The 14,238-nt window shown below is 41.4% G+C and carries 11 protein-coding genes; 2 read left to right on the forward strand and 9 right to left on the reverse strand.

The genetic code is table 11. The annotated features are described in order from the left end of the window. Window positions 1–43 precede the first annotated feature (43 nt). Both CE058_RS09760 and sppA read right to left on the reverse strand, forming a co-directional pair. Window positions 44–628 carry an RDD family protein gene (locus CE058_RS09760; RefSeq protein ID WP_048009300.1) on the reverse strand — a complete coding sequence of 195 codons (585 nt, stop codon included), beginning with the start codon at window positions 626–628 and terminating at the stop codon, window positions 44–46. Between the two features lie 15 nt (window positions 629–643). Beyond that, complete coding sequence (sppA, locus tag CE058_RS09765; protein ID WP_048009301.1) at window positions 644–1,654, reverse strand: signal peptide peptidase SppA; 1,011 nt, start codon at window positions 1,652–1,654, stop codon at window positions 644–646. Window positions 1,655–1,868: 214 nt separating this feature from the next. On the opposite strand from sppA, the gene CE058_RS09770 reads away from it, so the two are divergent. After that, window positions 1,869–2,669 carry an NAD kinase gene (locus CE058_RS09770; RefSeq protein ID WP_048009302.1) on the forward strand — a complete coding sequence of 267 codons (801 nt, stop codon included), beginning with the start codon at window positions 1,869–1,871 and terminating at the stop codon, window positions 2,667–2,669. A 324-nt stretch (window positions 2,670–2,993) separates the two neighbouring features. Here CE058_RS09770 and rarD read toward each other — a convergent pair whose 3' ends face one another. The 6 genes from rarD to CE058_RS09800 form a co-directional block, all read right to left on the reverse strand. Continuing rightward, complete coding sequence (rarD, locus tag CE058_RS09775) at window positions 2,994–3,926, reverse strand: EamA family transporter RarD (RefSeq protein WP_048009303.1); 933 nt, start codon at window positions 3,924–3,926, stop codon at window positions 2,994–2,996. A 129-nt stretch (window positions 3,927–4,055) separates the two neighbouring features. Then, entirely contained in the window at window positions 4,056–5,651 is a 1,596-nt protein-coding gene (locus CE058_RS09780) for an amidohydrolase (protein WP_048009304.1), read from the reverse strand. Window positions 5,652–5,742: 91 nt separating this feature from the next. Further along, entirely contained in the window at window positions 5,743–7,332 is a 1,590-nt protein-coding gene (gene mbcS, locus CE058_RS09785; RefSeq protein ID WP_048009305.1) for an acyl-CoA synthetase MbcS, read from the reverse strand. 173 nt (window positions 7,333–7,505) lie between these two features. Continuing rightward, window positions 7,506–7,709, reverse strand: a complete 204-nt coding sequence (locus CE058_RS09790) for an alpha/beta-type small acid-soluble spore protein (RefSeq protein WP_035330326.1) — start codon at window positions 7,707–7,709, stop codon at window positions 7,506–7,508. 332 nt (window positions 7,710–8,041) lie between these two features. Beyond that, a complete protein-coding gene (gene thiI, locus CE058_RS09795) occupies window positions 8,042–9,250 on the reverse strand; it encodes a tRNA uracil 4-sulfurtransferase ThiI (RefSeq protein WP_163142257.1) in 1,209 nt (402 codons plus the stop codon). Beyond that, a complete protein-coding gene (locus CE058_RS09800) occupies window positions 9,247–10,392 on the reverse strand; it encodes a cysteine desulfurase family protein (RefSeq protein ID WP_048009307.1) in 1,146 nt (381 codons plus the stop codon). The genes thiI and CE058_RS09800 overlap by 4 nt, the downstream gene beginning before the upstream one ends. A 329-nt stretch (window positions 10,393–10,721) precedes the next feature. Here CE058_RS09800 and brnQ point away from each other — a divergent pair, with 329 nt between their 5' ends. Beyond that, a complete protein-coding gene (gene brnQ, locus CE058_RS09805; protein ID WP_163142259.1) occupies window positions 10,722–12,065 on the forward strand; it encodes a branched-chain amino acid transport system II carrier protein in 1,344 nt (447 codons plus the stop codon). 305 nt (window positions 12,066–12,370) lie between these two features. Here the strand turns inward: brnQ and ezrA are convergent, their stop codons facing one another. Next, window positions 12,371–14,059 carry a septation ring formation regulator EzrA gene (gene ezrA / locus CE058_RS09810; RefSeq protein ID WP_163142262.1) on the reverse strand — a complete coding sequence of 563 codons (1,689 nt, stop codon included), beginning with the start codon at window positions 14,057–14,059 and terminating at the stop codon, window positions 12,371–12,373. Window positions 14,060–14,238: the final 179 nt, after the last annotated feature.

Below are 14,238 nucleotides of genomic sequence, written 5' to 3' on the forward strand. Positions count from 1 at the left end.
AAATAAACCTGCCACCAGGCGGTGACAGGCTTCCATTTCTCATTTAAATAACTTGTTCATTTTGCCTTTCATGAACAACAGAGGTATCTGCAAAAAGATCATGCAGTCCCTGTTTCTTAGGCAGGAAGGCTACAATGACATAGCCGATAAAAATGCTCACTGATATAAAACGGCCGATCCATTCACGGAACAAAATTGTGCCCCATGTCAGCTTTTCCCCTTTAAGATCTACTACTTTTAAACCAAATACCATTTTCCCGAGCGTCTGGCCAAAAAACTTTGTCATCAGCACAAAATAAGCGTAGAACGTAATGGCAGTTGCTATGGAAATCGGTGCAAACAAATTGCTTTCATGCAAAGGAATATCCAATGCTCTAAAAATTGGATTGATCAATATCCGGTCCACACTGCCAACCACAGCCAAATCTAGAAGATAAGCCCAAAATCTCATCCAGAAACCAGCAAACCTGATGGGTGCCGAAGCTTTTTGAATGGGGAGGGTTTCTGCCTGTATGGCCGTTTCCTTACGAGCCGGATCTGCTTCATCAAAGGCTGACTCGATCCCGCCTTCATCCTGGTTTAACTCAGGATGGGCAAGCTCTCTTTCATTCGGATCATTTGAAGTCATCTTTTCTCCCCCTTCCTATTCAGCATAAAGATACATTAAACGCGGTGAGTTTGGCTGTGATAATAACTTCATCACTCCTGCCATTTCCAGGTCATCACCCATAATTTTTCGCGCACCCATGCTGAACATGGAGCCGAACCCGAAATTCTCAGAATACTTTACTACCTGCGCACCATTTAATTTATGATCTTTCTTTAATTGTTCAATAACATCATCGTCATAGCCAAAACCATCAATCAGATTCAGTTCTTTCGCCTGCCGCCCGTCATAAATTCGGCCGTCCGCAACTTCCTTCACCTGTGCCTCAGTTAATCCGCGGCCTTCCGAAATAACTTTAACAAATCCCTCATAGGAATTATTAATCATGGATTGAAGAATTTTTCTTTCCTCATCCGTCATCTCCCTGGTAGGGCTCATAATATCTTTATATGGACCGCTCTTAATCGTAACGAACTCGACACCATATTTTTCAGCAAGCCCCGCATAATTATAGCCCTGCATGATAACACCAAGAGAACCGGTCAATGTCTCGGGGCTGGCAAAAATCTTGTCAGCTGGAGCAGAAATATAATAGCCTCCTGATGCAGCCATTGATCCCATCGATATGTATACCGGCTTCTTTGTTTCTTTTTGGATTTCAATAATCTTATCATGTATTTCGGCGCTTTCCACTACCCCTCCGCCTGGGGAATTAACCTTAATGACTATCGCCTTTACTGCACTGTCTTCTTTTACATAGTCAAGATTATCCATAAACCCTTTGTGATTATATCCCGGACTTGCAAATAAAGAAGCTGCATCACCCGTATCCTGGATCACTCCATTCACGTCCAGCACAGCAATCTTTTTCTGTGCATTTCCCTCTTCAATGACTTCTTCCAAAAATGCTTCATTGCCTCCTGCAAAGAGTTCATTTACCGAGCTTTCAAAATCTGTAAATGCAAATGCAGTCACGAAATTCAGCACAACGGAAAATACAAACAAACCTGCTGCTATTCCCAGTGCAGCCCAACGTTTTCCATTCATTAAGAAATCCTCCTTTTAAAATGCCCTCTCCTAACAAAATCAGCCGCCTTGTTAGACAGATTATGATTCCCAGAAAACCTATTCGCCACATATTCTTCATACGTATAAAACTTTAAAAATGTTTCAAAAAAAGGTAAACTGAATTCAACAACCATAATCATAGCAAAATTTGAATTATTTGGGAAAGACTTTCTTACTGCTTGGAGGAATGAATATGCCTGAAAGACGCAATATATACTTCTATCACAAAAAAGATGAAGCAACGATGGAAAAAGTAGCTCCTCTTTACAGCCTGGCTGAGGAGCATGCCTTTACGATCGTCAATGACTTCAGAAAAGCCAATATCATTGTAAGCATAGGGGGAGACGGTACGTTTTTGCAGGCTGTCCGGAAAACCGGCTATAGAGATGACTGTTTGTATGCCGGAATTTCGACGACCGGAAGCCTTAGCCTGTATTGTGATTTCCATCTTGATGATACAGACAAGATGGTGGAGGCAATGACAAATGAACAAGTAGAGGTAAGGCGCTATCCCACTATCGATGTTACAGTTGATGACCAGACATCCTTTCAGTGCTTGAATGAATTCAGCATCCGTTCTGCCATAATTAAAACATTTGTAATCGATGTCTTTATCGATGACTTTCATTTTGAAACTTTCCGCGGGGACGGAATGATTGTTGCCACTCCAACCGGAAGCACAGCTTATAATAAATCAGTAAATGGAGCAGTTGTTGACCCGCTGCTGCCATGCATGCAGGTGAGCGAACTAGCTTCACTGAATAACAACCGCTATCGTACACTTGGATCGTCCTTTATTCTGAGCGGAGACCGGCAGCTGACCCTCAAAGTGGTTCAAGATGGCAATGACCATCCGACAATGGGAATGGACAATGAAGCCCTAAGCATTCAGCATGTTGAAAAGATTGATATAAAACTAAGCAGCAATATCATTAAGACTGTTAAACTGAAGGACAACTCCTTCTGGCAAAAAGTGAAGAGGACATTTTTATAAAAGGCTGCTTTAGCAAGGTTTGTTGCTATTTGTATATTATTTACTGAGTTGATTGGAGCGGAAGGTGCGAGATCCTCGAAAATGCTATGCATTTTCTTCGTGCGGTGTTTACTCAAGGAAGCTTATTCAACGTCCTGCGGGAGTAGCGGGACAGGTGAGACCCCGCAGACGCGCAGCGTCGAGGAGGCTCACCGCCTGCCCCGCGGAAAGCGAGCATCCTGTAGCGGAAATCAACGGGCAACATTAATAGGTGAAAAACAACAATTTATACAAAAAGAGCCTTATAAAAAAAGAGTTTCGCATGTCCGTGCGAAACTCTTTTTTCTATATGCCAATACCTTTTCCGCGCTTTAGTTTTGTTTCCCGATGGGCAAAAAGCTTTGTCCTCGAAACAGAGTAAATCGTTAAAGCCAGCCAGATAAACATAAAGGAAAGCATGTGAAGTTTTGTAAAGTGCTCATGATAAACGAAAATTCCCAGAATCAGCGTAATTGTCGGCGCAATATACTGCAGAAAGCCAAGCATGGACATCGGTATCTTTTGAGCACCTTTGGCAAAGTACAAGAGCGGCACTGCTGTGGCTGCGCCTGCCCCAATAAGAAGCAAGTCTGTGCTTATCGAAACATGCAGAAAAGCCTGCTTATCATTCATAAAAAGCATCACCATATAAATAAATGCGAGCGGAGTCACTACTAACGTTTCCAGCGTTAAGCCAATAGCCGAATCCACTTTTATAAGCTTTTTGGCCAGCCCGTAAAGGCCAAAGGATAATGCGAGAACAATGGCTATCCAGGGGAACCGCCCATAGCTGACAGTCAAAATCATAACTCCGGCAAACGCAAACCCAAAAGATACATATTGCGCAGGTGATAGTTTCTCTTTAAAAACCAGCATGCCCAGAATCACACTTACGAGAGGATTAATATAATAGCCGAGACTGGCCTCAATCATCTGATCGGTATTGACCGCCCAAATATATAAAAACCAGTTAGTGCTGATTAGAATGGAGGCAATCACAAGGGCGAAAAGCTGCTTTTTGTTTGTTTTAAATCCTTTAAGTGTTGCAGCAAAAGCATTCCACTTTTTTGAGGCCAGCAGAATAATCAGCATAAAGAAGAATGACCAAAAAATCCGGTTAGCCAAAATTTCATCTGCCTGCACGTGGTCCACTAACTTCCAATAAATAGGTAAAATGCCCCATAAAAAGTACGCAAACCCTGCGTATAGAGCTCCCATTTGCACTTCATTATTTTTCATTGCATTTCCTCAATTCTTTCTAGTATCGAAATATTTATATTATAAGCCCGCCTTGAAAATGTTTGCAATCATTTTTTCCTGCCAAAAAGAATGTCAGGCACCTATTGGATAGGCACCTGACATTTTCATTTATCTTTCGTATACTATTTTTCCATCAATAACGGTTTTGTTAACGGTAACGGCTGCAATTTGCCCTATTGGCATTTTAAAAATATCTTCATTTAAAATAGTGAAATCTGCCAGATACCCTTCTTGTATGACGCCTCTATCATTTTCATGGGAGGCTGCATATGCACTGCCTTTTGTGAATAAGCATACTGCTTCATACACAGATAATGCCTCACTTGGATAATAGACTGTGTTATGCGGATCATCTATGTTTGTTCTCGTTACAGCTGCATGAATACCAAGAAATGGATTGGCTGGCTCAATTGGTGCGTCAGAGCCTCCTGCACAATGTACTCCTTCTTTCAGCAGTGTCTTCCATGCGTAGCAATACTCCATATTTTCTTCACCAATTCGGTCGATCACCCAAGGAAAGTCGGAGGCTGTAAATCTCGGCTGGATATCAAGGATTAAAGGCAGTTTTTTAGCCCTTTCAATAAGCTCCTTGCGCAATATTTGTGCATGAATCAGTCTGTCTCGCCCCAGACCTTCCAATGGATGCTTTTCTATTGCATTTAATGCCATTTCAAATGCCAAATCTCCAATCGTATGGATGGCAACCGGCATTTCATGGTTGCGGGCTTTCTCCACTAAGGCATCAAGCTGCTCCTGTGAAAAAATAGCAACTCCCGAAGTGGATGGATCATCTGCATAGGGATGACTTAGTAAAGCCGTCCTTCCCCCTAAAGCCCCATCGGCAAATATCTTCATAGCACCAAACTCTATATGTTTACTTCCCGCTAAAAATCCTCCGCCTGATTCCTTCATTTCATCAGCAACTTCATGATGAACCAGCAGATGTGCCCGGAAAGAAAGACCTTCCTCCTCAATTACCTGCCTGAAGGCCTGATAGGTCTGGGAGAACCCTCCGTAATAATTGAGATCCTCAGTATGTCCTCCTGTCAATCCAAGCTTATAGGCATCATGAATGGCAGCGTGAAGCGCCTTCCTTAAATAGCCTTCTGAGACAGAAGGCATCACATTGTATAAAAGATCTTGGGCCTGATCCTTCAAAAGTCCATTGAGTTTTCCAAGTTCATCTTTTTCAATTACTCCTCCTGGAGGACATTCAGTATTTTCAGTAATATTTGCTTTGGATAATCCAAGAGAATTGACTGCAAGAGCATGTCTGCACACACGTTTCAGCATAACAGGGTGATTGGGAACATATTGGTCCAGCTCTGAAGCATATATAGGCTCCGGCTGATCCCATAAATTTTCATTCCAGCCTTCCCCAATGACCCACTCTCCTTCTTCTATTGTCTCAGAAAATTGCTTAACAGCCTGAAGGACTTCCTGCTTTGATGTGTGCTCAGATAAGTCGAGCCTTATCAGCCTTTCGCCATGCCCGATGAGATGCATATGGCTATCCACAAATCCCGGCAGCATGGTGCTTCCCTGCAGATCGATCTCCTTTTGAATTTCTTCTTTATACTTACCCCTTAAATCTCCTAAAGCGCCAACTTCAATAATTTGGCTGCCTTCTGTAAAAACGGCCTCTATTTGATGGCCTTCCTGCTGAAGGGTATATATCGGCCCCCCGTGCCATAGCGTTCCCATATAATCTTTTCTCCTTTAATAAGTAAAAGTTCACATTTACCATAGTATAACAAAAATACAGGCGGAATTCCGCCTGTATTTTTCAAAGCATTCAGTTTTGCGCTGAAGCAGTTTCCGCTTCTTTTTTACGCAATTCCACACGCATGATTTTTCCAGAAGTCGTTTTTGGCAGCTCAGATAAAAACTCAATTTTCCGAGGATATTTATAAGGAGCTGTCAGCTCTTTTACATGCTCCTGGAGCTGGGAAACAAGGTTAGGATCTTTTTGGTCGACACCCTCCCTTAATACAACAAATGCTTTAACGATCGATCCGCGCACTTCATCAGGACTTCCTACAACTGCACATTCTGCTACATACGGATGCTTTACAAGTGCGTCTTCCACCTCGAATGGTCCGATCGTATAGCCTGAGCTGATAATAATATCATCACCGCGTCCTTCAAACCAGAAATAGCCATCTTCATCTTTCTTAGCTTTATCTCCGGTAATATAGTAATCACCGCGGAATTGCATAGCAGTTCTTTCCGGGTCTTTATAATAATTTTTAAAGAGTGCAGGAGTTTCTATATGGACAGCGATATCTCCTGTCTCACCCACAGCACATATTTCACCGTCTTCATTTATAATGTCGACTCTGTTGCCAGGAGTCGGTTTGCCCATTGATCCAGCTTTTAGCTCCATATCCTTTGTAATGCCGACAAGCAGGGTATTTTCAGTCTGTCCATACCCATCACGGACATTCACGTTAAAATGCTTCTTAAATGTATCAATCACTTCCCTGTTGAGCGGTTCACCCGCCGAAACAGCACTATGAAGGGTTGGCAGCTTGTATTCATGTATATTGTCAGCCTTTGCCATCAGCCTGTATTCAGTCGGTGTGCAGCAAAGGACATTTACCTGATAATCTTCTAATAGCTGCAAGTATTTTTTCGGCTCAAACTTTCCATTGTAGACAACTCCGGTGGCACCAGAACCAAGAACGGAAAGGAACGGGCTCCAGATCCACTTTTGCCAGCCAGGGCCAGCAGTTGCCCATACTGTATCACCTTCATTAATACATAACCAGTTCGGTGCTGCTGTTTTTAGGTGTGCAAATGCCCAGCCATGTGTATGTACGACACCTTTAGGGTTTCCGGTTGTTCCAGATGTATATGAAAGAAATGCCATGTCATCCCGGGATGTGTCAGCCAATGAAAGTTCCGGTGAAGACTGTTTCATTTCCTCGTCCAGACTGATCCAGCCATCTGAATTTCCGCCTATCACAAATTTCGGCAGGACTTCTGCTTCCTTAATATCTTTAAATTGGTCAACATATGGATAATAACTTACGATCGCTTTAACATCGCCATGATTAATGCGGTATTGCAGATCTTTCGATCGAAGCATTTCTGAACTTGGTATGACGACAATTCCTGCTTTCAATGATGCAATGTAAACCTGATATGCTTCAATCAGTCTTGGAACAATGATCAGAATAACATCTCCTTTATTAAGACCATTTTCCAAGAAAACGTTTCCAATTTTATTTGCATTAAGGATCAGTTCACTGTATGTAATCTCTTTCTTTTCTCCCTGCTCATTTTCCCACTTTATTGCAAGTTTGTCCTTATTTCCGGCAAACCGCTCCATTTCTGATACGAGATTGTATTTCTCCGGTGCAATTAAGTCTTCCCGTTTCATCAAATCTCCCCCTGACAATTTCATTTGCTGGTGTCTGATCCTGATGCGTAATCTATAGAAATTATTATACTAAATTATTATAAAATTTAAAATTATTTATTTTTTGAAAAATAATTTTTGCACAAAAATAAGGAGCAGGAATGATTCCTGCTCCTTGTAGCCATATTATTTAATTATCTTTGGAAACCGCCTAATTGCTGTTCAGCCATTTGAACTAAACGCTTAGTGATTTCTCCACCTACAGAACCGTTAGCGCGAGAAGTAGTTTCAGCACCAAGGTTTACACCGAATTCAGTAGCAATTTCGTACTTCATTTGGTCAAGAGCTTGTTGTACTCCAGGAACTAGAAGTTGGTTTGAGCTGTTGTTGTTTGCCATGTGATTTTCACCTCCTTGTGAGTATAGAATGTGTAGAATCACATGGCCATATACACTAATTAATTGGTAATTGTTGTATTATTTTTTTGAAGTTAAATTAACAATTGCTGTTTTAGCATTTAGATAAGGCCCGTTGATTTCAGCATGGGTCACTTGCTTTTCGCGGGGAGGAACGGGAGCCTCCCGCAGGACATTGAATATGCTTCCCCGAATGAACACCGCACGAAGAAAATGCTTCAGCATTTTCGAGGATCAAGCGCTCTCCGCTACAATCAACTCATCAAAATAAAACCTGTTCCATATAGCACTTTAAACATTATCCCGAATGTAAATTAAAATAATTCCCCAAAAGATTCTTCATTGCGCGATTGAGGTTTAATAACCAGCTTTTCGGTCCCTTCGACTGCTTTTACGATTAGAGGTTCAAAATCAACAAAGCTTTCAAAGCGGCGGACTTTGTCGCGTTTTGGTTTTGTTTTGGGTGATGAAGGAACAAAAACGGTACAGCAATCTTCAAAAGGCCTGATCGATATATCGTGTGTATCGATGGTTTGGGCAATGTCGATGATTTCTGATTTATCCGTTGTGATCAGCGGCCGCAGGATAGGTGTTGTCGTAACATCGTTAATGGCAAACATGCTCTCTAGTGTTTGGCTTGCTACCTGTCCAAGGCTTTCCCCGGTTATAATGGCCAGGCCATCGTTTTTATCGCGGATTTCATCAGTGATCCGGAGCATTAATCGTCTTGTTGCTGTCATAGTATAATTCGCCGGAACCTGCTGATGGATCAGCTGCTGGATTTCTGTAAATGGGACAATATGGAGAACAACGGTTCCAGCAATATTCGCAAGTTTTTCTGTCAAATCAATTACTTTTTGCTTTGCACGCTCACTGGTGAAAGGCGGGCTGTGAAAATGGACAGCTTCAATTTCCAATCCTCTCTTCATGGATAAGTAACCTGCTACCGGGCTGTCAATTCCTCCCGAGAGCATAAGCATGGCTTTACCGCTCGAACCTGCAGGAAGTCCGCCAGCCCCCTCAATGGTTTCGCATGATAAGTAAGCCGCTTCTTCGCGAACTTCAATCTGCAGATTAATATCCGGTTTTTTTACGTTCACTTTTAGACCCGGCACATTCTTCAGGAGGTGTCCGCCAAATTCATGATTAAGTTCGTCAGTATTTAAAGGGAAGCTTTTATCGGCTCTTTTAGCTGTAATCTTGAAGGTCTTTCCTTCATCAAAGTGTTTTAAAAACAATGCCAATGCTGCTGCTTTCATTTCTTCGATATCTTTATTGACTTTCACAGCAGGACTAAATGACTGAATGCCAAAGATGCCTTTAAGGCGATCAGCAACCTCCCTGCCATCAGCACCATTCAACACAACGTACATTCGGTCTCTTGTAGATTCTATCTTGATGCCGGGAAATTCATTCAGCACATCGTATATACTTTTTCTTAGTTTATCGACAAATTTATTGCGGTTTCTGCCTTTTGTGGAGATTTCTCCATATCGTATAAGTATACGGTCATAATTTATCATGATTTCATAACCTCTCTTAGCCTAATAACGGTCTCTTTTACCGCCTGTATAAAAGTCTCTGCCTCTTCCTTCGTATTATCATAAGACAAACTGACCCTGACTGCACTTTTCGCATCCTTTTCAGGAATTCCCATAGCCATCAGGGTACTGCTGGCAGCAGATTTCTTCGAAGAGCAGGCACTTGTAGTTGAAATAAAAATTCCTCGCTCTTCTAAAGCGTGGACAAATACCTCCGCTTTGAATCCTTTTATGGAGAAATTGACGATGTGGGGAGCAGAATTATTTTCAGGGGTATGAACAGTAATACCCTCAATACTTCCCACCTCCTCCATAATATAGGTTTTAATGGATGTAAGCCGGCTTAAGTGACTTTCCATATTATTCATCGTAAGCCTTAGGGCCTTTGCCATTGCTACAATGCCAGCTACATTTTCTGTGCCGCTTCTCATTTTCCATTCCTGATTGCCCCCGGAGAGCAGCGGCGAAAGACGAAGTCCATCACGAATGTACAAAACCCCATTCCCCTTCAAACCGTGGAATTTATGAGCCGAAATCGTACACAGATCTACGTGGGCCTGATAAAGGTCAAGGGGCACCTTGCCGATTCCCTGGACATGGTCTACATGGAATATGACCCTCGCATGTTTCTTCAGCATCTCACCTATTTCATTTATAGGCTGAATGGAACCAATTTCATTATTTACGTGCATAACAGAGACTAAGACAGTTTCCTGTGTAATTTCGTTTTCAATGTCTTCAGCATGGACAATACCTTTACTGTCCGGTTCAATTACGCTAATTCGATAGCCCAATTCCTTCAGCTGATCTGCAGTCTCCCTTACAGAAGCATGTTCCAGTCCGGTGGTGATAATATGGCTGCCTCTTTTTCTATGCATTAATGCAGTTCCTTTTATAGCAAGGTTATTGCTTTCTGTTCCTCCGGATGTAAAATACACTTCGTTGTTCTTAACATTCAGCAATTGGGCAATTTGCTCACGCGCTTGCATCAGCAGCCTCTCTGCCTTACCTCCAAATTCGTGAAGGGAAGAAGGATTCCCAAAATATTCTGAAGAAACCTTTATAAAAGAATCAAGCACTTCTTTATATGGTTTAGTTGTTGCACTGTTATCTAAATAAATCACGGTCTTCTCCTTTCCGTTCCGATAACCCTTTAGCCAACTTTAAATCATATCATAACTAGTGAAGATTGGAAATGTAATTGAAGCCTTTGAACCAAATAAATTCTTTACTATTTAAATTAAGCAAGTTTGAACAGTTTAACCAAATGAATGGATTAATTTTCACGTGGAAAGCTGATATTATTGTAATTTGAGCACCGTACATTTCAACTTCATTATTATAAAATACTAAATATTAAGACTTCGTATTTTTTCGACATTTTTTTTAGTTCCTGTGCTAATATGAAAATGTTCTAAACATTATGATATGGAACTATTTCAGGAGGATATATATGGAGAATAAAACATTAGCACCAAAACAAATTCTCGCCGTCGGACTCATGTTATTTGCCCTATTCTTTGGGGCAGGAAATATGATTTTTCCTCCCTTCCTGGGACAAGCTGCCGGCACAAGTGTATGGACTGCTATTATTGGATTTCTAATCACAGGGGTTGGATTGCCGTTGCTAGGTATTATCGCCATTGCCAAAAATGGTGATTTACAGACAATTGCAAGCCGTGTACACCCTTTATACGGAATGATTTTTACTATTATTATGTACTTAGCCATTGGACCATTTTTCGGAATCCCGCGTACAGGGACAGTTGCTTATGAAATTGGTGTTACTCCGTTCTTGTCTGAAACCGCTTCCAATAGTACTTTCCCGTTATTGGTTTATACCATAGCCTTTTTTGGCATCACAGCATGGCTTTCTCTCAATCCATCGAAATTAGTGGATAGAATTGGCAATATTTTCACACCTGCCTTGCTCATTATCCTTGCTGTTCTGGTTATAAAAAGCATCATTACTCCTATGGGCGAATTGCAGGCTCCAGTGGGAGCATATGCAGAGGGGCCGTTCTTTAAAGGCTTCATTGAAGGCTACTTGACGATGGATACAATTGCAGCTCTGGTATTCGGTATTATCGTTATCAGTTCAATACAGGGTATGGGTGTGACAAATAAACATTCACTTATGAAAATTTGCATTACTGCCGGACTGATAGCGGCTGCCGGTCTTGCGGCAGTATATTTATCTCTTGCATATATCGGGGCAACAAGTGCGGAAGCTATAGGTGAATTCGATAATGGCGGCGCTATCCTATCTGCCGCTTCTCATTTTCTATTTGGATCAGCGGGAGCAGTGATCCTTGGGCTCGCCATAACGGTAGCATGCCTGACAACCTCAATCGGACTAGTTTCCGCTTGTGCGCAATACTTTCATAAACTGCTCCCCAAAATATCATATAAAACCATTGTAATCATCCTTTCACTGTTCAGTATGGTGGTTGCAAATATTGGTTTAACTCAGTTGATTCAGCTTTCATTGCCAATTTTGATCATCATTTATCCTCTGGCCATCGTGCTGATACTTCTATCGTTTATGCACAATGCCTTTAATGGCTACTCAGTGGTATATATCGGGGCATTAATTCCAACAGGATTAATCAGTTTTGTGGATGGCTTGAAAACAGCTGGAATGGACGTATCCTTTATCACAGACTCACTTCAATTCCTCCCATTCTTCGCTGAGGGTATCGGCTGGATTGTGCCTGCCATTGCTGGAGCTGTTATAGGCTACTTCCTGGCAATTGCTGTTGGGGAGTCGAAAAAAACAATTGCTGGCAACGAATAATAAAGTGAAACTTCAATCAGCAGGGAGCACTATTCTCCCTGCTGATTGTTAGTTGAGGCACACACAGGAGGTGGGTCACAAAGACGTTGCCACAGGACGTGGCGTTCTTAGTCTTTGACCTTATTTCGGGCCTTTACGGGCAGTTTGATCCCCACTTATTCTCGATTGATTCCGCTGACTCTTGAAGTGGGGGCCTTACTGCCCGTTAGACTGCGATCAAGAAGCTCCATGCGCACGCTTATCGGCGCATGGAGCCGGATAGATTCCTTTTTAAAAAAACAGATCCGATAATCGGATCTGTTTTTTTATTGTTCAGTTATTAATTCTTCAATTCTCTTGATCGCACCCGGCTCGACTTCTTCAATTGAAGAGGCAGCCTGCTCCAATGCTTTTTTATATTCATAACTTCTGAATGAAGCCTCTGCTTCCCTTAATCCATTATCAATAGATGGATATCTGCTTCTGTATCGGTTGCCATATTGGATGACTTTCTCAGCTAGAAGAATCGTCTCAATCATATCACCCACAGAATCAGCAGCCTTATCAACAGTCAGCACCGCAACTTCAAGATATTGCTGGACCGAAGGAATATTCAATGGTTTTTCATCGAGCTTAGCCAGCACATTATCTATGCTTTCTTTCGCATCCTGGATCAAATATTTATATTCCTGTGAAACTCCAGGCACGTTGTTTTTAGAGATAAGCCTTATTGTTTCTGCCACTTTCTTGCTTAATTCTTTTACTTTTTCCCTTGCAGACATTTCGTCTTTTCGTAAGGCCTGAAGCTTTTCGGCAAAGGCTGTCTGCTCATCTGAAATCTCCTCAATGTGTTCCTTGACTTCCGCCAGCTCTTCTCTCAGAAGTGTATGGGGAGTATTTTGGCTGTTAATCTTATGCTCCAGCACTTCGAATTTTTTGAACAGCTGGCTTATTTTTTTCTCCAGGTGGATTTGAATTTCAAGATCCTTTTCTGGAACATGATAGCTATTCCGGACAGCCGCTATCTCTGTCTTTAGCTTATTGTTCATATCACGGTTATTATAAAGCATGGTTCTTGTTGCCTCATCCTGCTGGCTTAAGTAATGTCTGGCATGTACTTCCTTTTCGAGCAGATCGTACAGATGTTCAATATTATCTTTAATCTCTTCGACTCCTGTTTGAACTTCTTCAATTTGTGCCTGATCAATGGAGCCTGCATATACATTTACTTGTTCTTCAAGCCTTTCAATTTCTTTATCTATTTGCAGGTGATCAAGCAGATATCCCTGCTCCAGCATTTCCTTGTATCCGTCTCTCAGCTCTTCCAGCTCGGAAGGGATCTTGGATTGACAGTCAACCATCAAACTTGGTATAGCTTCCATTTTGGCTTGAGAATCCTCAATCAGCGCTTTGATTATAAGAAGTATTTCACGTGCTTCAAGGTAATTGCCCTTTTCGGTTTTGTCATCGAATTCTTCAAATTTGGCCAATGCTTCATCCAGCTGTTCTTCAAGAATTTTTTCAGATTTGCCGAATGTATGGCGGTGTGCAAGGAGAGACTTTTTGCATTGGCGGTACATTTCTTTCAATTCTTCAATTTCCGCTCTATTTTTCTCTTCACTGCCTACCAGTTCATTCAATTCAGCAAGCAGGTTTTTGATGTTTTCTTCTATCTCAGTTAACCTTTTTTCTATTCTCTGCTGAATTTCCTTGGAATTTTTAAAACGGTATTTATCTATGCTCTCTTCAGCATCAAATAACAATTCTTCCACATCTGGAAGCTGAGATGTAACTATTTCATCCCATTCATTTCTCCAGCGTTCGAATAATTCCTCTGTTTGCCCCGTCATATTCAGCTTTTTCACTCTAGACATTTCATCTAGAACTGGGCGGTCCGTTATGTCCATCTTCCATGTTTCCAGCCTGTCAATTTCTTTGTAATGTTTTTTCTTAAAAAAATATCCGGTGAGATATAGGCATAAAAGAATGGCTATAGCTCCAATTATGTATTCCATTTTAAAGCCCCCTGTTCTGTTCCCGAGCCAGCATGTATATATAAAGTTTTTATTTAATAGTGTGAGGCGTTTCTTTATTTCACATGTTATTTTCAATGCTTTTATGATACCATGTAAACGACATTTTTTGACTATTTATTTCATTTTTTTATGAATTTCTTCTTTTATATCTCGTCTAA

This window comes from Bacillus sp. 22-7, from assembly GCF_010628845.1.
In the GTDB taxonomy this organism is placed as follows: Bacteria; Bacillota; Bacilli; order Bacillales; family Cytobacillaceae; genus Cytobacillus; species Cytobacillus firmus_B.

Excerpts from the sequence above, each read along its gene's own strand:
- CE058_RS09760 (WP_048009300.1), bottom strand. The coding sequence starts at position 628 with ATGACTTCAAATGATCCGAATGAAAGAGAGCTTGCCCATCCTGAGTTA.
- sppA (WP_048009301.1), bottom strand. The coding sequence starts at position 1,654 with ATGAATGGAAAACGTTGGGCTGCACTGGGAATAGCAGCAGGTTTGTTT.
- CE058_RS09770 (WP_048009302.1), top strand. The coding sequence starts at position 1,869 with ATGCCTGAAAGACGCAATATATACTTCTATCACAAAAAAGATGAAGCA.
- rarD (WP_048009303.1), bottom strand. The coding sequence starts at position 3,926 with ATGAAAAATAATGAAGTGCAAATGGGAGCTCTATACGCAGGGTTTGCG.
- CE058_RS09780 (WP_048009304.1), bottom strand. The coding sequence starts at position 5,651 with ATGGGAACGCTATGGCACGGGGGGCCGATATATACCCTTCAGCAGGAA.
- mbcS (WP_048009305.1), bottom strand. The coding sequence starts at position 7,332 with ATGAAACGGGAAGACTTAATTGCACCGGAGAAATACAATCTCGTATCA.
- CE058_RS09790 (WP_035330326.1), bottom strand. The coding sequence starts at position 7,709 with ATGGCAAACAACAACAGCTCAAACCAACTTCTAGTTCCTGGAGTACAA.
- thiI (WP_163142257.1), bottom strand. The coding sequence starts at position 9,250 with ATGATAAATTATGACCGTATACTTATACGATATGGAGAAATCTCCACA.
- brnQ (WP_163142259.1), top strand. The coding sequence starts at position 10,722 with ATGGAGAATAAAACATTAGCACCAAAACAAATTCTCGCCGTCGGACTC.
- ezrA (WP_163142262.1), bottom strand. The coding sequence starts at position 14,059 with ATGGAATACATAATTGGAGCTATAGCCATTCTTTTATGCCTATATCTC.